This window comes from Streptomyces sp. NPDC047014 (assembly GCF_040644195.1).
Taxonomy (GTDB): domain Bacteria; phylum Actinomycetota; class Actinomycetes; order Streptomycetales; family Streptomycetaceae; genus Streptomyces.
Genome location: NZ_JBEYVX010000108.1, coordinates 1 through 19,035, shown reverse-complemented (window position 1 = coordinate 19,035; position 19,035 = coordinate 1). Strand labels below are relative to the sequence as shown.

The 19,035-nt window shown below is 71.6% G+C and carries 15 protein-coding genes; 6 read left to right on the top strand and 9 right to left on the bottom strand.

What is annotated here, in order from left to right; genetic code table 11:
• Positions 1-155: 155 nt before the first annotated feature.
• On the bottom strand, positions 156-623 hold the full coding sequence (locus ABZ873_RS31040; RefSeq protein WP_360879082.1) for an RDD family protein: 468 nt from the start codon (positions 621-623) through the stop codon (positions 156-158).
• A 185-nt stretch (positions 624-808) separates the two neighbouring features.
• Between ABZ873_RS31040 and glnA the strand changes: the two genes are divergently transcribed.
• Complete coding sequence (gene glnA / locus ABZ873_RS31035; RefSeq protein ID WP_360879079.1) at positions 809-2,218, top strand: type I glutamate--ammonia ligase; 1,410 nt, start codon at positions 809-811, stop codon at positions 2,216-2,218.
• A 75-nt stretch (positions 2,219-2,293) separates the two neighbouring features.
• Here glnA and ABZ873_RS31030 read toward each other — a convergent pair whose 3' ends face one another.
• Positions 2,294-5,587, bottom strand: a complete 3,294-nt coding sequence (locus tag ABZ873_RS31030; RefSeq protein WP_360879076.1) for a hypothetical protein — start codon at positions 5,585-5,587, stop codon at positions 2,294-2,296.
• A gap of 144 nt (positions 5,588-5,731) precedes the next feature.
• On the opposite strand from ABZ873_RS31030, the gene ABZ873_RS31025 reads away from it, so the two are divergent.
• Complete coding sequence (locus ABZ873_RS31025; protein ID WP_360879073.1) at positions 5,732-6,622, top strand: serine/threonine-protein kinase; 891 nt, start codon at positions 5,732-5,734, stop codon at positions 6,620-6,622.
• Here ABZ873_RS31025 and ABZ873_RS31020 read toward each other — a convergent pair.
• Positions 6,607-9,339 carry a tetratricopeptide repeat protein gene (locus ABZ873_RS31020; protein WP_360879070.1) on the bottom strand — a complete coding sequence of 911 codons (2,733 nt, stop codon included), beginning with the start codon at positions 9,337-9,339 and terminating at the stop codon, positions 6,607-6,609. The two genes, ABZ873_RS31025 and ABZ873_RS31020, sit on opposite strands and share 16 nt — an antisense overlap.
• A gap of 230 nt (positions 9,340-9,569) precedes the next feature.
• On the bottom strand, positions 9,570-9,920 hold the full coding sequence (locus tag ABZ873_RS31015; protein WP_360879067.1) for a hypothetical protein: 351 nt from the start codon (positions 9,918-9,920) through the stop codon (positions 9,570-9,572).
• Positions 9,921-10,164: 244 nt separating this feature from the next.
• Between ABZ873_RS31015 and ABZ873_RS31010 the strand changes: the two genes are divergently transcribed.
• The 3 genes from ABZ873_RS31010 (at position 10,165) to ABZ873_RS31000 (ending at position 11,599) form a co-directional block, all read left to right on the top strand.
• A complete protein-coding gene (locus ABZ873_RS31010) occupies positions 10,165-10,632 on the top strand; it encodes a hypothetical protein (protein WP_360879064.1) in 468 nt (155 codons plus the stop codon).
• An 8-nt stretch (positions 10,633-10,640) separates the two neighbouring features.
• Entirely contained in the window at positions 10,641-10,922 is a 282-nt protein-coding gene (locus tag ABZ873_RS31005; RefSeq protein ID WP_360879062.1) for a helix-turn-helix domain-containing protein, read from the top strand.
• A 137-nt stretch (positions 10,923-11,059) separates the two neighbouring features.
• Positions 11,060-11,599, top strand: coding sequence for a hypothetical protein (locus ABZ873_RS31000; RefSeq protein WP_360879059.1), 540 nt, complete (start codon positions 11,060-11,062; stop codon positions 11,597-11,599).
• A 59-nt stretch (positions 11,600-11,658) separates the two neighbouring features.
• On the opposite strand, the gene ABZ873_RS30995 is transcribed toward ABZ873_RS31000, so the two are convergent.
• Positions 11,659-12,312 carry a TetR family transcriptional regulator gene (locus tag ABZ873_RS30995; RefSeq protein ID WP_360879056.1) on the bottom strand — a complete coding sequence of 218 codons (654 nt, stop codon included), beginning with the start codon at positions 12,310-12,312 and terminating at the stop codon, positions 11,659-11,661.
• Between the two features lie 87 nt (positions 12,313-12,399).
• On the opposite strand from ABZ873_RS30995, the gene ABZ873_RS30990 reads away from it, so the two are divergent.
• Positions 12,400-13,170, top strand: a complete 771-nt coding sequence (locus ABZ873_RS30990) for an SDR family oxidoreductase (RefSeq protein ID WP_360879054.1) — start codon at positions 12,400-12,402, stop codon at positions 13,168-13,170.
• 24 nt (positions 13,171-13,194) lie between these two features.
• Here ABZ873_RS30990 and ABZ873_RS30985 read toward each other — a convergent pair whose 3' ends face one another.
• From ABZ873_RS30985 to sucB, 4 genes are all read right to left on the bottom strand, one after another.
• A complete protein-coding gene (locus ABZ873_RS30985; RefSeq protein WP_360879088.1) occupies positions 13,195-13,713 on the bottom strand; it encodes a DUF4240 domain-containing protein in 519 nt (172 codons plus the stop codon).
• 149 nt (positions 13,714-13,862) lie between these two features.
• Positions 13,863-16,547 (bottom strand): pyruvate dehydrogenase (acetyl-transferring), homodimeric type, encoded by a 2,685-nt coding sequence (gene aceE, locus ABZ873_RS30980; RefSeq protein WP_360879051.1) that lies wholly within the window; start codon positions 16,545-16,547, stop codon positions 13,863-13,865.
• 219 nt (positions 16,548-16,766) lie between these two features.
• Positions 16,767-17,390 carry a GntR family transcriptional regulator gene (locus ABZ873_RS30975; protein ID WP_360879085.1) on the bottom strand — a complete coding sequence of 208 codons (624 nt, stop codon included), beginning with the start codon at positions 17,388-17,390 and terminating at the stop codon, positions 16,767-16,769.
• 129 nt (positions 17,391-17,519) lie between these two features.
• Positions 17,520-19,035 (bottom strand): 2-oxoglutarate dehydrogenase, E2 component, dihydrolipoamide succinyltransferase (gene sucB / locus ABZ873_RS30970; protein WP_360879049.1); only part of this gene is annotated, 1,516 nt, incomplete at its 5' end.

The window sequence follows — 19,035 nt, the reverse complement described above, 5'->3', positions numbered from 1 at the left end:
CTGACGTCGGCTCGTCCGATCTTTATCTTCTTTTTGGGTCCGGCGCTCCTAGGCCCCGTGCCGGTCGAGCACCCAGCTACCGGCTCGGGAAGCGCCCCTGTGGCGTTCGTGCTGTGTGCCGCGCGCTGGGTCCTGGATGCGCCGCGCCCTGGGTCCTAGATACGGACCTGGACGGCGCGGGCGAGGCGGTCGTGCAGGCCGCGGCCGTCCCGGTCCCAGATCAGCGCGGGGATGAAGAGGGCCAGCAGCAGGGTCCGTACGATCACGCGCCCGATGCCGAGACGGCCGCCGTCCTCCGCGATCACCCGGAGGCCCAGGGCCCGCTTGCCGGGTGTGAAGCCCACCGTGCCGACCGTGAGGACGGTCAGGGCCAGGAAGAGCGCGAGGGTCCAGTTGCCCGCGCCGGCCAGGTGGCCGCCGGTGATCAGGCCGTAGGCGATGAGCTGGCAGCCGACCCAGTCGAGGGCCACGGCGCCGAGCCGGCGGCCGAAGCGCGCCACCGAGCCGGGCCCGTGCTGCGGCAGACCGAGCCGCTGGCCCGGGTAGCCGAAGTCGACGCCCATGTCCTCCGCGGCTGCCTTGGGGCCGGAGAGCCAGGATCCGATTGCCTGTCTGTTGTCCACCCGACCACGGTACCGGTGGCGCCTCACGGCACTCCGGCCGGACCCTGGTTAACTTGTGCGAAACAAATGGGTCATGCTTGAGAAATCCCGTCTGCTTATGGTCGGGTCAGCGTGCGGCACCGCACTGACGCACCACGAGCTATAAAGCCCGTCCCTGCCCCGGGGCCGGGAGTAGGAGGAGTTGGATGTTCCAGAACGCCGACGAAGTCAAGCAGTACATCGAGGAGAACGACGTCAAGTTCGTCGACGTCCGCTTCTGCGACCTGCCTGGTGTGATGCAGCACTTCACGATCCCGGCGCGGGCATTCGACCCGGCGGAGGAGCTCGCCTTCGACGGATCCTCGATCCGCGGCTTCCAGGCGATCCACGAGTCCGACATGGCCCTGCGCGCCGACATCACCACCGCGCGCCTGGACCCCTTCCGTCGCGACAAGACGCTGAACATCAACTTCTTCATCCACGACCCGATCACGGGCGAGGCGTACAGCCGCGACCCGCGCAACATCGCGAAGAAGGCCGAGGCGTACCTCGCCTCCACCGGCATCGCCGACACCGCGTTCTTCGGGCCCGAGGCGGAGTTCTACATCTTCGACAGCGTTCGCTTCGCGACCACCGCGAACGAGGGCTTCTACCACATCGACTCCGAGGCCGGCGCCTGGAACACCGGCTCCGAGGAGAACAACCGCGGCTACAAGGTCCGCTACAAGGGCGGCTACTTCCCCGTCGCCCCGGTCGACCACTTCGCGGACCTGCGCGCCGAGATCTCCCTGGAGCTCGACGCCCAGGGCCTCCAGGTCGAGCGCCAGCACCACGAGGTCGGCACCGGCGGCCAGGCGGAGATCAACTACAAGTTCAACACGCTGCTCGCCGCGGCCGACGACCTGATGCTCTTCAAGTACATCGTGAAGAACGTCGCGTGGAAGAACGGCAAGACCGCCACCTTCATGCCGAAGCCGATCTTCGGTGACAACGGCTCCGGCATGCACGTGCACCAGTCGCTGTGGGCCAACGGCGACCCGCTGTTCTACGACGAGGCCGGCTACGCGGGCCTCTCGGACACCGCCCGCTACTACATCGGCGGCATCCTCAAGCACGCCCCGTCGCTGCTGGCCTTCACCAACCCGACGGTGAACTCGTACCACCGCCTGGTCCCGGGCTTCGAGGCGCCGGTGAACATGGTGTACTCGCAGCGCAACCGCTCCGCCGCGATGCGCATCCCGATCACGGGCTCGAACCCGAAGGCGAAGCGCGTGGAGTTCCGCGCGCCGGACCCGTCCTCGAACCCGTACCTGGCCTTCTCGGCCCTGCTCCTCGCGGGCCTCGACGGCATCAAGAACAAGATCGAGCCGATGGAGCCGATCGACAAGGACCTCTACGAGCTCTCCCCGGACGAGCACGCGAACGTCCCGCAGGTCCCGACCAGCCTGGAGGACGTCCTCAAGGCCCTGGAGGCGGACCACGAGTACCTCCTGGCCGGCGGCGTCTTCACCCCGGACCTGATCGAGACCTGGATCGACTACAAGCGCACGCACGAGATCGCCCCGATCGCCCAGCGCCCCCACCCCCACGAGTTCGAGCTCTACTTCGACCTCTAGGCCGCACAGCCTCCCGAAGGCCGCCACCCCAGCCGGGGTGGCGGCCTTCGCCGTGTGTGATGCCGCCGCCGGCCGTCAGTGGTCGGGGGCAGGGGACGTGAGGTGTGTGGCGTAGTGGTGGAGCATGTTCCGCAGGGGGCCGTAGAGGGCTTGGGCTACGTGGTGGTCGGGGGTGGGGGGCTCGGGCGTCGCGTCGAAGTAGGGGGCGAGCGCCGACAGCATGGCGGTGGTCCGGGCCGAGGGGGACCGGCCTCCCGTGCCGGGGTCGGCGATGACCACGCGGGCCGGGACGTCGCCCTCCGTCAGGAGGGAGACGGCCTGCCACATCAGCACGATCATGTCCCACGCCTCGGCCCGGGGATCGGTGTCCCGGGTCATGGCGTGATTCCAGGCGCGGGCCGCCGCCCGGCGGATGCGGAGGGCGGGCTCCTCCAATGAGGCGCCGTCCCGCATCCAGCGGTCGAACGAGCCGTCGTGGAGGGCACGCACCATCCGGTCGTTCGCCGCGCTCACGGCGAGGTTCAGATCCCCGGGGTGGGGGGTCGGCAGCGACAGGAAGTAGACGGTGCCGAAGACCGCCGTGCCCGCGTGGTTGAGGATGCCGTGCCGGCCGCTCAGAGCGCGCAGGGGCGCGACGAGTACGTCCGCCTTCTGGTCCCTGAACGTCGTGAGGTCGGCCCGCCGCAGCGTACGGGCGTGTTCGTAGTCGTCCGCACGCGGCTCGGTGACCGTGCCGTCGTCCCGGACCAGGCGGAGGACCTTGCGGTACCAGCGCGAACTGAGGCTGTGCAGGGTGTTCGCCACCAAGGCGGCCTCGTCGTAGCTGTTCACCAGCAGGAGCAGGTGATCGCGCCCGTCGGGCAGATGCTTGAGCTCCTGCTGGAGGGGGCCGCCGTGTTCGGCCCCGCCGGCCTCGCTCGCTCCGAGGACGACGGCCATGCGCCGCAGGGCACCGTACTGATCACCGGCCGCCTCCGTCGCCGGCGACGGCCCCGTCCTCGGCGACAGGAGGGCCGGTTCGCCGCGCATGGTGTGCGGGGAGGCGGAGCCCCCCGGCCCGCCCGGTGCGCGTTCCACCACCACGCCGACCGGCACGGAGACGTGGTAGCGGTGGGACAGCCCGGCCCAGCTGGTCCCCGACATGAGGAGGACATTGCCGCCGGGGAGCCCGTCCGCCTCCGGAAGCCGCGGCATCGCCCGCAGCAGTTCCCGGCCCACCCCCTGGCAGTGCAGGAAGCTGAGCTTCCCCCGCCCGCCGCCCGACCGCTCGAAGCGGAATCCGAGGGCCTCGCCCATGGGGGGTTCCGGGATCAGCGGCGCGTAGTCCACGGGGCTGCGGTACATGCTGTTGAACCCGGCGCGCAGAGCCGAGCGGGCCTGGGGCCACAGGTCGGTCAGGAGCGGCAGGCGGTCCTCCAGGGCGCTGAGGAGCAGCAGGAACTCGACGCGCTCGGCCCGTGACACCGTACGGTCCTCCGCTCCCGGCCGTGTCGCGCGGCCCGGCAGCGCAGCGGAGGCTTCGTCCTGGGCGTCGTCGAAGAGGGCCTCGGTGAGCGCCGCCAGCCGGTGCCGGGTGCGGACCGGATGGGCCGTGCTCAGCAGGAGCATCAGCACCGCGGTGAGGTCGGAACCGCCGTCGTCCGGCCCGGGCCGGTCGCCGAAGGGATTCAGCCGGAAGGCGTCCAGAGCACCGGCCAGGCGGGCCCGGCGCTCCTCGTACGGATCCTCCTCGCTCCCCTCGGGAAGCGGGAAGCGTTCGCGCACCAGGCGGTCCCGGAGCGTGCGGGCGCTGAAGAAGTCGACCCCGACCGCCTCCCGGAGGGCGCGACGGCCGGCCAGCATCGTGCAGATCCGCTCGGCGAGACGGCAGGCGCTGTCGAGCGAGTTCGACCACGCCTCCACCCGCGCGTCGAACAGCTGGGTGTGACCGTGCTCGGCCAGCGCCCGGGCCTTACGGGCCTGCACATCCTCCAGGAACGACCGCGAGCCCTGGACGAAGAGGGTCTGGGCCGGGGCGAAGAACCGGTCCAGGTGGTCCTGGACGCGGTCCGCGTCGTCCACGATCAGGAGGTCGCTGCGCCGGCAGGCCAGTTCGAGGAAGCGGACGTCCTCGCTGTTCTGCGCCACCGGAGGTGAACCGTCGACGAGCCCGGAGGGGGTGACCACCCAGATGTCGGCATCCACGAGCGACCGCGCCGCGTGGTGGCGGCCGCAGGCCGACCAGGACGGGCACGTGAACTCCTCCGCCCCCGGCCGGTGGACGGAGCCCGCCTGCAGCGTGGAGCAGGGGGCCCCACCGAAATCCACGGAGGTGTGCTCGCCGGCGGAGGACTCCGGAAGGTCCAGCGCGCACGAGGTGTCGAGGTAGGCCGACAGGGAGTCCCGCTCGGGTGGCGTCCGGAGCAGCCGCTCGACGTGCCAGGGGATCCCCGAAGGTTCCAGGACCGGCGCGGCGGCTCCGTCCGTGTAGAGGTTGTACAGGTCCACGAGGCGCAGAGCCTCCGGCTCGTCCCCGACGACGACGGTGACCCTGCCTCCGCGCCCGTCCGCACGTCCGCCCGCGAGGACCGTGTGCACGGTGAGGACGTCGCGCAGGGTCCGGCGGTCCTCGCCCTCCAGGCCGACGAGGTGCTGCAAGCCGTCGACGGTGAACTGATCGGCCCGCCGGTACCGCTTCCCCCTGCGGACCGAGAACAGGATCCGGCTCAGGCGCCCCACCCAGTCCTGGTCGTGGAGGCGGTCCATGCGGGCTGCCGTGGTGAGCAGCCGCTCGCGCTCGAAACGCAGCGGGCCGCTGAACCTCCGGCCCCTGCCCAGATCGTGACCGGCCGGTTCCCGGCGCTCCCGGACGGGGAGGTCCACGGTGAGGGTGGACCGGCCGGCGGCGAACACATGGAGCCCGGATCCGGCCTGCCGGCGTGTCCGCCGCGCGAACGGAGGATTCGTGCCCAGCAGCTGCTCGTACACGGTCCACCTGTATGCCGCGACGGGCGTGCCCGAGTTGCGCAGGGCGGGCGAGTCGGGGGTGGACACCACGTACCCGCGCAGCTTCTGGGGCATCTTGCGATAGACCGCCAGGGCCTGAGCCCAGGCGGGCCTCTCCTGGTAGGGCCAGAGGACGTGGCGCGCCCGCTGCCGCATGCGCTCCTTGCTTCCGTCCGGGGCCAGGCCGCGGGCCCGTGCGAAGGGGTAGCCGCTGAACAGGGCCCAGGCGGCGACGGCGGGTGCTCGCGGATCGAGGTGCTCCTGCAGGAGCAGCCCGGTCTCCACCGCGCACAGCAGCTCGGCGCGAGACCGGTCCCGGTCGGGAAGCAGGGACCTGGCCAGCTCCGTGACCAGCCCGTCCGTTGTCTCCTGCGGGTTTCTCATGGGTCGTGATTCCTCTCTGTCCCAGCGGTGCCGACGTGCCTGAGGGCCGCGGCATGGGTGTACGTCGAGCCGGGCAGGGATGCCCGGAGTCCTGGCCGGGATGACCGTCTTCCGGTGAGGTGCGGGGACCAGGAGGTCGTGCCATTGATCGGGAAACTGCTGAACGGCGCCTACAAGGTGGGCGAGTTGGTGGGCGGGGGTGGACAGGGTCAGCTGTACGAGGCCGTCGACATCGGCAGCGGGCGCCGCGTGGCGGTGAAGGTGTTGTCGCCGCGCTCGTTCGAGGGGACGGACACCTTTCGCCACCGCAGGGAGGCGATGGAGACCGAGGGGGCCCGCGGGCTGCACCTCCTCGGGACACCGGGGATCCCTGAGGTCCAGTGGCACGGTCCCCACGGGGACGGCTGGTGCATCGTCATGGACTGGGTGGACGGGGTGCTGCTGGAGGACGCGATGCTGGACGCCAGCCCGGTGAAATCCCCGGCCACGGTCGCCGCCGTCATCGGTCAGCTGTGCGGGATCCTGGAGCATGTGCATGCCGCCGGTTTCGTCCACCGCGACATCAAGCCGGCGAACGTGATGATCGAGTCCGCCGGCGGACGGCTGAAGCTGCTGGATCTGGGGCTTGCCGGTATAGCCGGCCAGCTGCCGGTCCACCTGGGCGGGACCACCGGATACAGCGCCCCCGAGCAGTTCGACGCAGAGCAGGAGGTGACCGTGGCGTCGGACATCTACGCGCTGGGCTGCGTCATCCTGGCGATGACGGTGATGCGTCTGCCGTACGGCGGCGGGGCGGGCCGCCCGACCCCCGGTGTGCCCCCTCTCCCGCGCGGGGAGATGGAGTGCGTACCACCGAAGATCCGGGACCTGGCCATGAGCATGGTGGCCTGGCGCCCCGGCGACCGGCCCGCCTCCGTGAAGGAGGTGCTCGCCTGCCTCCGGTCCGTGCTGCCCGGCCCCGGGGACCGCCCGCCCGCCAAACCCCTCGTACCGGATCCGACGCTGCCCTACCTGGAGGGTTACCTCCTGCGCTGAACCGGGGCCCGGCCGGAGACCCGGGCCTCGAGTGTGCGGGCCCTGCGCAGCGACTCCCTGACCCCGGTGCGGTTGCCGGACAGCAACTGGACCCGGCTCAGACTGCGCAGGGTCGATGCCTCCCGGGCCCAGTACCCGAGCCTGCGGAACTGCTGGGCGGCCGCACCGTAGGCGGTGGCGGCCGAGGGCAGGTCGGCCAGATGTCCGTGGATGTCGCCGAGGGTGACGGTCACGGCTGCCTGGCCGCTGAGATCGGTGGTCCGGTCGAACAGGTCCTGCGCGGCGAGGGCGTGATCGAGAGCCTGCCGGCCGGCTCCCCGGTCCAGGTCGAGCATCGCCAGTCCGCTGAGTGCCCCCGCTGTGCCCTGGAGGTCGTTCAGCGACCGGGACAAGTCGAGCGCCCTGACGAAGTGCTCCTCGGCCTCGTCGGCCATTCCGCGCTCCCGCTGGACCACGCCGAGCACATTGAGGGTGAGGGCCAGACTGCGCCGGTCCTCCGGCGAGTGCCCCTGCTCGCTCAGGGCGGCCGCGTGGTGGAGGTTTCCGGCGGCGACTTCGAGCTTGCCCTGGTTGCGGTGGCAGCCCGCCACCATGCGCAGGATCATCGCGCGATCGCTGGGGCCGGCCAGGCCGACGGAGGCTTCCAGAGCGAGTTGCAGGTTGCGGGCGGCCTGGGAGTAGTGGCTGCGCCGCCACTGGTAGGTGATCAACGCCATGGGCAGCAGCCACAGGACGTCGGAGGCGCCCGCTTCCTGCGCCAGAGCCAGCACCGCCGTCGCGGCGTCGTACTCGGCCTCCAGCCTGTCCATGGCCTCGCCCTCGTCCTCCGGCGGGACGAGGGCGAGGTCGGGACGGGGCTCGATGGGCAGGTGCCGCCCCGGCTGCAGCATCTGGTCGCACACCCACACGCTCTGCAGGGTGTGGTCGCAGATGCGCTTCACCGTCGCGGCCCGCACCTCGGCCGTGAGGCCGGGCACCGCCTCGCGCGCGTAGGTCCGTACCAGATCGTGCACCTGGTAGCGCTCGGACGTGTGCGGGAGGAGCAGGCTCGCGGTGATGAGCTCGTCCGCGGCGCGGCCGGGGTCCTGGATGCCGGCCGCCGGGCCGAGGTCGACCACGGCCTGCCAGCTGATGCTCGGACCGGGGTGGATGGCCAGCTGCCGCAGGAGGAGGGTCGCGCTCTCGGAGAGGTCGCGGTAGGAGCAGTCGAAGGCGAGCCGGACGCTCCGCTCCTCCTGGGAGGTCGACTGGAGCGCGTCCAGCTTTTTGCCGTCCCGCCGGAGTTCTTCGATCAGTACGCGGAGGTCGGACAGCGGCCTGCGGCGGATGCGTTCGGCGATGATGGACAGGGCGAGCGGCAAACCGCCGCAGATTTCGGTCAGTTCCTCGATGATCCGGTCGACGTACCGCCGGTTCGCGGCCCGGTTCTCCAGGCCGACTGCCTCCAGCAGCAGGGCCGTGGCCGCCGCGCGGTCGATCGGTGAGATGGGCATGATGTGTGCCTCCTCGCTGTCGCGCAGCCCCCACAGGGCATTGCGACTGTTCACGACGGTGGCGCTGGGGCCGTCGCCCGGCAGCAGCGGGAATACCTGTTCGGCATCCCGGGCGTTGTCCAGTACGACCAGCACCTTGCGCTCCGCCAGAGCGGACCGGTAGCGGGCGGTCTTGCCACTCAGCGAGGTTGGAATGGGCTCGACACCGAGATCGTCCAGGAAGCGGGTGAGTACGTCCTCCGGATCGATGCCTCCCGGGCGGTTCCACGTGCAGCCCATGAGATCCGCGTAGAGGACGGCTTCGAACTTCCGCGCGTGGCGGGCGGAGGCATCGCGGGTCAGTGCGCTCTTGCCGATCCCGGCAGGCCCGGTCAGGAGGATCAGCCGGCGCCGGCTCCGGCGCGTTCCGACGAGGGCTTTGCCCAGCTCGCGCAGTTCGTTGTCCCGGCCGACGAGACGATGTCCGGGCGGCGGCAGCTGCCACGGCCTGCTCGGCCGGCTGCCCCGTCCGTCCGGCCGCCGGGTGGCGGAGCCCGTGCCCGTCACGGAGGCGATGACGCTGCGCAGCAGGGGGCCCGGCGCGCCGTGCTCATCCGTCCAGCCGGCGATCTCCTGCCGGAGGGAGGCGCGTTCGTAGCAGGCGGCCAGGGCCTGCAGGCGGAGCGCGAAGACGTCCTGGTCTCCGGGCCACAGGTCCATGAGCCTGGCGGTGTCCTCCAAGGCGAGGGGGATGGCGGAGAGGTCCAGGGCCGACTTCAGGAAGGTCAGCCAGGAGGTGCGCCAGAGCCGGTGCAGACGCGCACGGGCGTCGTCGAACGCGGCGGTGCCGATGTGCTGGAGCGGTCCGCCGTCGTGCCACGTCCGCAGCGCCGCACGCCGGATGTCCAGCCGGTCCTTGCCGCTCTCGGACTCGGCGGATTCCCACAGGTCCTCGAAGCGCGTGAGGTCGACGCAGTCCCGCGGAACCTCCAGCGTGCACATGCCCCCGGCGCTGGTGAGCTTCACGGTCGGCAGGAGCTGCCGCAGATCGGACAGCTGCCGACGGAGGGCGGTCCCGTCGACGGGCCGGCCGGGCCAGACGAAGGCTTTCAGGTCGGAGTGGGGGGCCTGGAAACCGGGGGCGATCAGCAGCGCGGTTGCCAGCGCTGCCGCCTTCGGCCGGCGCAGGAGGATCGGCTGGCCCGCGGAGAAGGCGTCACGCGGACCGAGCACAGCGAATTCCATGGTTTTCCTTCGGGCATGGCAGGTCGGATGGTGGCGGGGTCTCGCTCCATGAGCATGGCTTCCGCCGAGTCGCTCCATGCCGGATTTCCAGCAATGGCGATTTGTGATCCCTGCTCCTCACGCTCACCTCACACCGGCCTCACAGGTGAGGAAAACACCGGACGGTGCGGAGCGGCAATCTGGAACACGTCGAACCGAGCCGGCCCGATACGGCCGGAAAGCGGAGTTCGTCACCCCGTGCGCACCTCGAATGCGGGTGCGCTTTCCTCACGCAGAAAGGAGATGACTGTGCCCAACCCGAAGCGCCGCGCCCGTTCCCGTGCGGCCGCACGGCGTTCGTCCTTCCCGCCGATCAAGGTGCGGCGGGCGGGCGTGGCCTCGGCCGTACCCGAAGAGTCCGCCACGGCGAGCCCCGACGCCTCGGACAGCCCGTCGGTCAGGGCTGCGCCGTAGGCAGCACCCCGGGTGCCGGCCTCGCGCCGGCACCCGGCCCCTTCCCGCGTCAGTCCGACGTACGAGGAGCAGACGATGGCACTACTCGCCTGGAACGACGTGTTCGACGGAATCGACGAGCACTTCACGGAAACAAGCTTCTACCGGAAAGTCTGCCTTTCGGTGCCGCTCGGCTCGCATTCCGTGATGGTGCGACCGGATGAGGCGCGAGAGGTCATTTACGGGAAACCCGCGGACGAGTTGCTCCGTGAGGCCCTGTGGCAATTTGTCATCGACAATGCCCACCGTGAGGAATCGCCTGCGGACCAGTGGCGCCTTTTCGCGGTATGGCTGGCGGCCCCCGGCATTCGAAAAGCGGCATACCTCATGTCCGTGCGTCTGCGTTTCGACCGCAAGGACGCGCAGAGCGAGCTGCTGCTGGCCCTCCTGGAAGAGGTACGGGACTGCGATCCCGGGGCCCCGGGGGTGGGGGCCTCGGTCCTGCGGGCCGCGCACGGGAGGGCGTGGGCGCATGCCCGGGCCGCCCTGCGGGAGCGCGCGGTGGCCACCGTCCCCGACAGCCCGGCGTCGTGGGATCCCCTCCGCGCGTGCGACGGCGGCCCGGCCGCCGAGGAGCAGGAGGCCGCGGCCTCCCTGCCGGACGCCGCCGGGGAGGCGACGGCTCCGTGCCCGGCCCGCGCACCCGCCGTACGGGCCGCGGGGGAACGTATCGGGATGCTGGCGCAGCGGTTCGGCCTGGACAGTGTGGCCGTCCGGGCGCGGTACACGGGTCCCGGTGGGCGCGGCGAGCGCGGTGCGCGGGCCGGCCTGCTCCGGCTCGGCGGGCGGCGGAACCGGTGACGGCGCCCATGGGGCCCACGCTCACCTTCGCCGAGGCATTCCGCCTGCCGCTGTCGGTGGACCTGTGTACGGCGGCGCGCGCCTTCGGCATGAGTGTCACCACGGCCTACGGTCTGGTGCGCCGGGACGCCTTTCCCTGCGAGGTGGTACGGGTCGGCCGCCGCTACCGGGTGCCCACGGCCTCGCTGATGCAGAGTCTGGGCATCGAGGAGATGCCGGTCTATGCCGAGGATGTGGCCGAGGGTGCCCGGTGGGCGGCCGCAGGCCGGCAACTGACGATTCCTGCCTGAGGGAAGTGCCTGGTGGGAGGCCCTCCGCCACGTTCTGGGAGGGGTCGCTGAGGGCTTTCCGCTTTGACAGGGCATTCGGGGCGGGTGACCGTGGAGAGGACCTAAAGGCCCTATAAGCGAGCTATGTACGGAGGTGCATGGAGATGCGCCGAAGGATCGTTGCAGCAGCCATGGCGGGTGCCGCCGGGGTGGCCATCGGGCTGCTTCCCGTCGCCAGCGCCTCGGCTTCGGTGGTCACCGGTGGCGGGCGTGGTGGGGACGGTGGCTACGACTGCTACCGGTACCCCTCGAACCGCTCCGACGCCCGGTGGGACCACTGCTGCGACCGCGACTGGCGGGACCGGCCGAGCTGGTGCTGGAACGACAACGGCCGTGGTGGCAACAGTGACCGTCACGACTGGGGCCGCTGGGACCACGCGAACTGGAACGACAACGGGCGGGGCGGCAACGGCGGCTGGCGCGACTGGAACGACGGCGGCCGCGGCGGCAACGGTGGCTGGCACGACAGCAACGACTGGGGCAACGGCGGCCGTGGCGGTAACGGTGACTGGGGCAACGGTGGTCGCGGCGGTAACGGCGACTGGGGTGACCACGGCGGTGGCGGTGGCTGGGGCGGTGGTGGCGGTCGCGGTGGCGACGGCGGTAATGGTGGCTGGGGTGGCGGCGGGGGTCACTGAGACCTCCCGCTAAGACCGCTGACACCCACGTCCCCCCCGGACGATGCCCCTGCCGCGCCCTAGCGCAGCAGGGGCATCGCGCCGGTCAGGTCGTGCAGGCAGCGGACCGCCAGTTCGGCGGGGGAGCCGGGGCCCGCGACGGGGTCGTCCGTGGCCGACCACAGTTCCAGCGCCACCCGGATCGCGTCCGTGGCCGCGGCGGCCAGCAGCCGGACCTCGCGGGGCTCGGCGTCCGGACCGGCCAGCCGGGCGATCACCGGGACCAGGTGCTCCTCCGAGTCCTGGTTCACGCGGTACCAGACCGCCCGCAGCGCCTGGTCGCCGGAGGCCGCGCGGAGCAGGCCGCGGGTGACCTCCAGGCCCTCCTCGACCGCCTGCGGCCCGCTCAGCGAGCGGGTCACGGCGCGTTCCAGCGCCTCCGCGAGCGGGGTGCCGGGGTCCTCCTCCGCGAGCAGCCCCCGCCAGGTGTCGCCGCCGCCCGCCAGCAGGGGCGCCACGGCCTCCTGCTTGTTGCGGAAGTAGCGGTAGAACGTACGCAGCGCCACGCCCGCGCGCAGCGCGATGTCCTCGGCGGTGGTGCCGTCGGGCCCGCGCTCGGCGAAGAGTTCGCAGGCCGCGCGGGCGATGTCGAGCTGGGTGGCGGCCTTGCGGCGCTCGGTCAGCGACGGGGCGCCGGGGCCGGGCTGGGAGGCGTACGGACGAGGGGATCTCACGGGGTGAAGCGTACCTTCCGCCCCACTCCATGACTGCAATTGACGCCGTCATGGCAAAACGTGCCATCAATCGGTACGCTCCGGGCCATGAACCGATACGAAGGACGACGCGTCCTCATCACCGGCGGCGGCTCCGGCATCGGCCGTGCCACCGTGCACCGCATCCTGGCCGAGGGCGGCCGCGTGCACACCGTCGACGTCAGCGCCCCGGGCCTCGACGAGACCGCCGCGCAGGCGGCCGATGCCGGGCACGGGGACCGGCTCAGCACGGCGCTCCTCGACATATCCGACGAGCACGCCGTCCGGGACGGGATCGCGGCGGCCACCCGCGCCCTCGGCGGGATCGACGTGCTCGTCAACGCCGCCGGCATCCTGCGCTCCGAGCACACCCACAAGACCAGCCTGGACCTCTGGAACGCGGTGATCGGCGTCAATCTGACCGGCACCTTCCTGATGATCCGTGAGGCGCTGCCCGCCCTGCTGGCGGGGGACCGGCCGGTGGTGGTGAACTTCAGCTCCACCTCGGCGTCCTTCGCGCACCCCTACATGTCCGCCTACGCGGCCAGCAAGGGCGGCATCCAGTCCATGACCCACGCCCTGGCCGCCGAGTACAGCAAGCAGGGCCTGCGCTTCGTCAGCGTCGCGCCCGGCTCCATCGAGAGCGGCATGACCACCGGCAAGGGCCCGGGCCTGCCCGAGGACACCGACTGGTCCCTCTTCGCGAAGCTCGCCCCCGCTCTCGGCCAGGGCTTCGCCGGCCCCGAGTCCGTCGCGGGCGTGGTCGCCATGCTGGGCTCGGAGGACGGCGCCTTCATCACCGGTACGGAAATCCGCATCGACGGCGGCACGCACCACTGACCGGGCGCGGGACACCGGCGCCGGTCAGCCGCGGAAGCGGTCCCACAGCCGGGGGAAGCGCTCCGCCAGTACGGCTTCGTTCTCGAAGTCCAGCGGGGCGCCCTCCGGTTCCGCCGGCTGGAGGGGGACGCCCAGGTCCGGGGCCACCGCGCCGGTCAGCTGCTCGTACGCCTCGTCGGCCGCGTACCCCAGCTCCTCGCCGTCCCCGTCGATCTCCTCGTCGAACTCGCCCAGCAGCTCCGCCAGCTGGTCCGGATCGTGCACCCCGCCCTCGAAGACCTCCCGCCCCTGGCCGATCAGCCAGCACCGGAAGAAGTCGAACGCGTCGTCGCTGGCGCCGTCGAGCAGCACCCAGGCGGCCCCCCACAGGTCCCAGGTGTACGCGCGGTTGTAGCGCGACTCGAAATGCCGCGCGAAGTCCAGGACGGAGTCCGGATCCAGCTGTGCCAGCCGCTCCACGAGCAGCTCGGCATGCTCCTCGGGGTCGCCGTCGGCAGCCTCGCGCGTACGGTCGACGATCTCCCAGAACTCCGTCTCGTCCATCACGGGATCCAGCATCACGGTTGCGCCCCCGCACCGCCACCGCGCATACGGCCAAAGGCGTTTCCCTTCCCCTTCCCGCGAGCCGGAAACGCCGTGAGGCGGCCCCTCCCCTCCTGGGCGGGCCGCCTCACGGTCGTGCTCGGTACGGCTCAGAGGCCGTAGCGCTCCCGGGCCTCCTTCACGGAGGACGCCGGGACCTCGCCGCGGCGGGCGAGCTGGGCCAGGGCCGCGACCACGATGGACTGGGGGTCCACGCCGAAGTGGCGGCGGGCACCCTCGCGGGTGTCCGACAGGCCGAAGCCGTCCGTGCCCAGCGAGGTGTAGTCCTGCTCCACCCACTGGCTGATCTGGTCCGGGACCTGGCGCATCCAGTCGGAGACGGCCAGCACCGGGCCGGCCGCGCCCTCCAGCGCGCGGGTCACGTACGGGGTGCGGACCTCGCCGCGCAGCAGGGCCTCGTCGCACTCCAGCGCGTCGCGGCGCAGCTCGCCCCAGGAGGTGGCGGACCAGACGTCGGCCGAGACGTTCCAGTCGGCGGCCAGCAGCTTCTGCGCCTCCAGGATCCAGTGGATCGCGGTGCCCGAAGCCATGAGCTGGATCTTCGGGGCGTCGGCGGCCGGCGCGCCGGACTCCAGCGAGGCCGCCGTGTTGAAGCGGTACAGGCCGCGCAGGATGCCCTCCTCCACGCCCTCGGGCATGGCGGGCTGCGGCTTCGGCTCGTTGTAGACCGTCAGGTAGTAGAAGACGTCCTCGGGCTGCTCGCCGTACATGCGCCGCAGGCCGTCCTTGACGATCACCGCGATCTCGTACGCGAAGGCCGGGTCGTAGTTCAGCGACGCCGGGTTCGTGGACGCGATCAGGTGCGAGTGGCCGTCCGCGTGCTGCAGGCCCTCACCGGTCAGCGTGGTGCGGCCGGCGGTGGCGCCGACGATGAAGCCCTTGCCGAGCTGGTCGGCGAGCTGCCACATCTGGTCGGCCGTGCGCTGCCAGCCGAACATCGAGTAGAAGATGTAGAACGGGATCATCGGCTCGCCGTGCGTCGCGTACGACGTGCAGGCGGCGATGAAGTCGGCCATGGCGCCGGCCTCGGTGATCCCCTCGTTGAGGATCTGGCCGTCCTTGGCCTCCTTGTAGTACATGAGCTGGTCGCGGTCGACCGGCTCGTACGTCTGGCCCAGCGGGGAGTAGATGCCCGCCGACGGGAACAGGGACTCCATACCGAAGGTACGGGCCTCGTCCGGGACGATCGGCACCCAGCGCTTGCCGGTCTCCTTGTCCCGCATCAGGTCCTTGACCAGCCGGACGAAGGCCATGGTGGTGGCCATCTCCTGCTTGCCGGAGCCCTTGAGCAGCGGGGCGAAGGAGCGGTCCGCGGGGGCGGGCAGCGCCACGTGGTGGACCTTGCGGGCGGGGGCCGGGCCGCCGAGGGCCGCGCGGCGCTCGTTGAGGTACCGGACCTCGGGGCTGTCGGCGCCCGGGTGGCCGTACGGGACCTGGCCGTCGGCGAAGGCGCTGTCCGGGATCGGGAGGCCGAGCTTGTCGCGCATGCTCTTGAACTCGTCGATCGTCAGCTTCTTCATCTGGTGGTTCGCGTTCTTCGACTCGAACCCGGCACCCAGCGTGTAGCCCTTGACGGTCTGCGCGAGGATGACCGTCGGCGCGCCCTTGTGCTCCAGGGCGGCCTTGTACGCGGCGTAGACCTTGCGGGGCTCGTGGCCGCCGCGCGAGGTGTGGAAGCACTCGGCGATCTTCGCGTCGGAGACCACACCGGCCAGCTGCACCAGCTCGGCGTTGGCGCCGAAGAAGTGCTGGCGGATGTAGGCCACGTCGCGGGTCGCGTACGTCTGGAACTGCGCGTCCGGTACCTCGCGCAGGCGGCGTACCAGGGCGCCCGTGGTGTCGAGCTGGAACAGCTCGTCCCAGGCGGAGCCCCACAGGGACTTGATGACGTTCCAGCCGGCGCCGCGGAACTGGGCCTCCAGCTCCTGCACCACGCGGAAGTTGGCGCGGACCGGACCGTCGAGGCGCTGCAGGTTGCAGTTGATGACGAAGGTCAGGTTGTCCAGCCGCTCGCGGGAGGCCAGCGCCAGGGCGGCGGTGGACTCCGGCTCGTCCATCTCGCCGTCGCCGAGGAAGGCCCAGACGTGCGAGTTCGCGGTGTCCTTGATGTTCCGGTTCTGCAGGTAGCGGTTGAAGCGCGCCTGGTAGATCGCGGAGAGCGGGCCGAGGCCCATGGAGACCGTGGGGAACTCCCACAGCCACGGCAGGCGCCGCGGGTGCGGGTAGGAGGGCAGGCCGTTGCCGCCGGACTCCTGGCGGAAGTTGTCGAGCTGCTGCTCGGAGACGCGCCCGTCGAGGAAGGCGCGGGCGTAGATGCCGGGGGAGGCGTGGCCCTGGATGTAGAGCTGGTCGCCCGAGCCGTCCGTCTCCTTCCCGCGGAAGAAGTGCTGGAAGCCGGTCTCGTACAGCCACGCGGCCGAGGCGAAGGTGGCGATGTGGCCGCCGACGCCGTACTTCGAGCCGCGGGTGACCATGGCGGCCGCGTTCCAGCGGTTCCAGGCCGTGATCCGGGCCTCCATCTCCTCGTCACCGGGGAACTCCGGCTCGGCGGCGGTGGGGATGGTGTTGACGTAGTCCGTCTCCAGCAGCTTCGGCAGCGCGAGGCCGGCGGCCTCGGCGTGCTGGAGCGTACGGCGGAGCAGGTATTCGGCGCGGCGCGTACCGGCGGCCTGGGCGACGGCGTCGAGGGAGGCCGCCCATTCGGCGGTCTCCTCGGTGTCGCGGTCCGGGAGCTGGTCGAGCTCGCTCGGAAGCTTTCCTACGGGGTCGGACATCGCGGTGCGCCGCCTTCCGGACAAAGGAGAGGTGGTAAAGAAACCCTGACGGGCAGGACAGGGTCGGCGGACCTGGTTGAGGTCCGGCTCGACTGTAAAGCGCTGATCGATGATCGATCAAATAAAAGTGACAAAGAAACGTCCGTTCGACCAAAAGTCGGCACCGCGTGCCAGTAAATCGGGCACGCGGTGCCGGTCGAACCGGGGCAATACGGGCACTCAGGCGCGCGGGGCGCACCCGAGCACATGCCGCTTCACCAGCACGCCGATGTCCGGATCGCGGGTCCGGAAGGCGTCCACGAGGGCCTCGTGCTCCTCGGCGTACGACTTCTGCACGGTCCCCAGCCAGCGGATCGACAGGGCCGTGAACACCTCGATCCCCAGGCTCTCCCAGGTGTGCAGCAGCACGCTGTTGCCGGCCGCCCGCACCATCTCGCGGTGGAAGCCGACCGTGTGGCGCACCTGCGCCGTGCCGTCCGCGCCGCGGTCCGCCTCCCACAGGGCGGCCACGTGCGGCTCCAGCGCCGAGCAGTCGGTCGCCAGCCGGGGCGCGGCCAGCTCGGCCGCGATCTGCTCCAGACCCGCCCGGACCGGGTAGATCTCCTCCAGATCGGCCGCGGAGAGGTTCCGTACGCGCACGCCCTTGTTCGGGGCCGACTCGATCAGCCGCAGCGTCTCCAGCTCGCGCAGGGCCTCCCGTACGGGCGTCTGGCTGACCTCCAGCTCCACGGCGATGCGCCGCTCGACGATCCGCTCACCGGGCTTCCAGCGGCCGCTGACGATCCCCTCCACGATGTGCTCGCGGATCTGCTCGCGCAGCGAGTGCACGACGGGTGGGGTGATCATCTGGGCTTCATCTCCTGGGTGTGCAGGGGCGTGCGGGGCCTGATGCGTAGACAATACGGCGGCGCCCCCGCCCGGGAGTATCCCGGACGGGGGCGCCGGCCGTGAGGCTGGTTACAAGCCGTTCGCTCAGAGACCGAGCTCGACCTCGAACTCGCCGGCCTCCAGGATCGCCTTGACGGCGGTGAGGTACCGGGCCGCGTCCGCGCCGTCCACCAGGCGGTGGTCGTAGGACAGGGTCAGGTACGTCATGTCGCGGATGCCGATGTTGGTGCCCTCGGCGGTCTCGATGACCACCGGGCGCTTCACCGTGGCGCCGATGCCCAGGATGGCGACCTGGTTCGGCGGGACGATGACCGTGTCGAACAGCGCGCCGCGCGAGCCGGTGTTGCTGATGGTGAAGGTCGCGCCCGACAGCTCGTCCGGCGTGATCTTGTTCCCGCGGACCTTGGCGGCCAGGTCGGCGGTCGCCTTGGAGATGCCCGCCAGGTTGAGGTCGCCCGCACCCTTGATGACCGGGGTCATCAGGCCCTTCTCGGAGTCCACGGCGATGCCGATGTTCTCCGAGTCGAAGTAGGTGATGGTGCCCTCGTCCTCGTTGATCCGGGCGTTGACGACCGCGTGGGCCTTCAGCGCCTGGGCCGCGGCCTTGACGAAGAACGGCATCGGGGACAGCTTGACGCCCTCGCGGGCGAGGAAGCCGGCCTTGGCCTTCTCGCGCAGCTTCATGATCTTGGTGATGTCCACCTCGACCACGGAGCTGAGCTGCGCCTGCGAGTGCAGGGCCTTCATCATGTTGTCGCCGATGACCTTGCGCATGCGGGTCATCTTGACCGTCTGACCGCGCAGCTCGGACACCGCGGCGGCCGGGGCCTTCGCGGCCGGAGCGGCAGCGGCCGGAGCCGGGGCGGCAGCGGCGGCCTTGGCGGCCTCGGCGGCGGCCAGGACGTCCTGCTTGCGGATACGGCCACCGACACCGGTGCCCGAGACCGCGGACAGGTCCACGCCGGACTCCGAGGCGAGCTTGCGCACCAGCGGGGTCACGTACGCGCCCTCGTCACCGGCGGAGACCGGCGCGGCGGGAGCGGCGGGAGCAGCCGGAGCGGCCTGGGCCGGCGCGGCCGGAGCCGCAGCGGCCGGAGCCGGGGCGGCGGGCTGGGCCGGAGCGGCCGGCGCGGGGGCGGCGGCCGGGGCCGGGGCAGCGGCGGCCGGAGCCGGAGCGGCCGCGGCCGGAGCCGGGGTCTCCTGCGCCGGGGCGGCCTTGGGGGCCGCGTCCGCCGAGCCGATGACGGCCAGACGGGCGCCGACCTCGGCGGTCTCGTCCTCGCCGACGACGATCTCCAGCAGCGTGCCGGAGACCGGCGCGGGGATCTCGGTGTCGACCTTGTCGGTCGAGACCTCCAGCAGCGGCTCGTCGGCCTCGACCGACTCGCCGACGGCCTTGAGCCAGCGGGTGACGGTGCCCTCGGTGACGGACTCGCCCAGCGCGGGCAGTACGACATCGGTGCCCTCGGCGGAACCGCCGCCGGCGGCCGCGTCGGCGGTCGGCGCCGGGGTCTCGGCACCGGCCGGGACCTCGGTGGACGGGGCGGCCTGCGGGGCCTCGGCGGCCGGCGCCGGAGCGGCGGCGGGGGCCTCGGCGGCG

Excerpts from the sequence above, each read along its gene's own strand:
- ABZ873_RS30990 (WP_360879054.1), top strand. The coding sequence starts at position 12,400 with ATGAACCGATACGAAGGACGACGCGTCCTCATCACCGGCGGCGGCTCC.
- ABZ873_RS31000 (WP_360879059.1), top strand. The coding sequence starts at position 11,060 with ATGGAGATGCGCCGAAGGATCGTTGCAGCAGCCATGGCGGGTGCCGCC.
- aceE (WP_360879051.1), bottom strand. The coding sequence starts at position 16,547 with ATGTCCGACCCCGTAGGAAAGCTTCCGAGCGAGCTCGACCAGCTCCCG.
- ABZ873_RS31005 (WP_360879062.1), top strand. The coding sequence starts at position 10,641 with ATGGGGCCCACGCTCACCTTCGCCGAGGCATTCCGCCTGCCGCTGTCG.
- ABZ873_RS31020 (WP_360879070.1), bottom strand. The coding sequence starts at position 9,339 with ATGGAATTCGCTGTGCTCGGTCCGCGTGACGCCTTCTCCGCGGGCCAG.
- glnA (WP_360879079.1), top strand. The coding sequence starts at position 809 with ATGTTCCAGAACGCCGACGAAGTCAAGCAGTACATCGAGGAGAACGAC.
- ABZ873_RS31030 (WP_360879076.1), bottom strand. The coding sequence starts at position 5,587 with ATGAGAAACCCGCAGGAGACAACGGACGGGCTGGTCACGGAGCTGGCC.
- ABZ873_RS30985 (WP_360879088.1), bottom strand. The coding sequence starts at position 13,713 with ATGGACGAGACGGAGTTCTGGGAGATCGTCGACCGTACGCGCGAGGCT.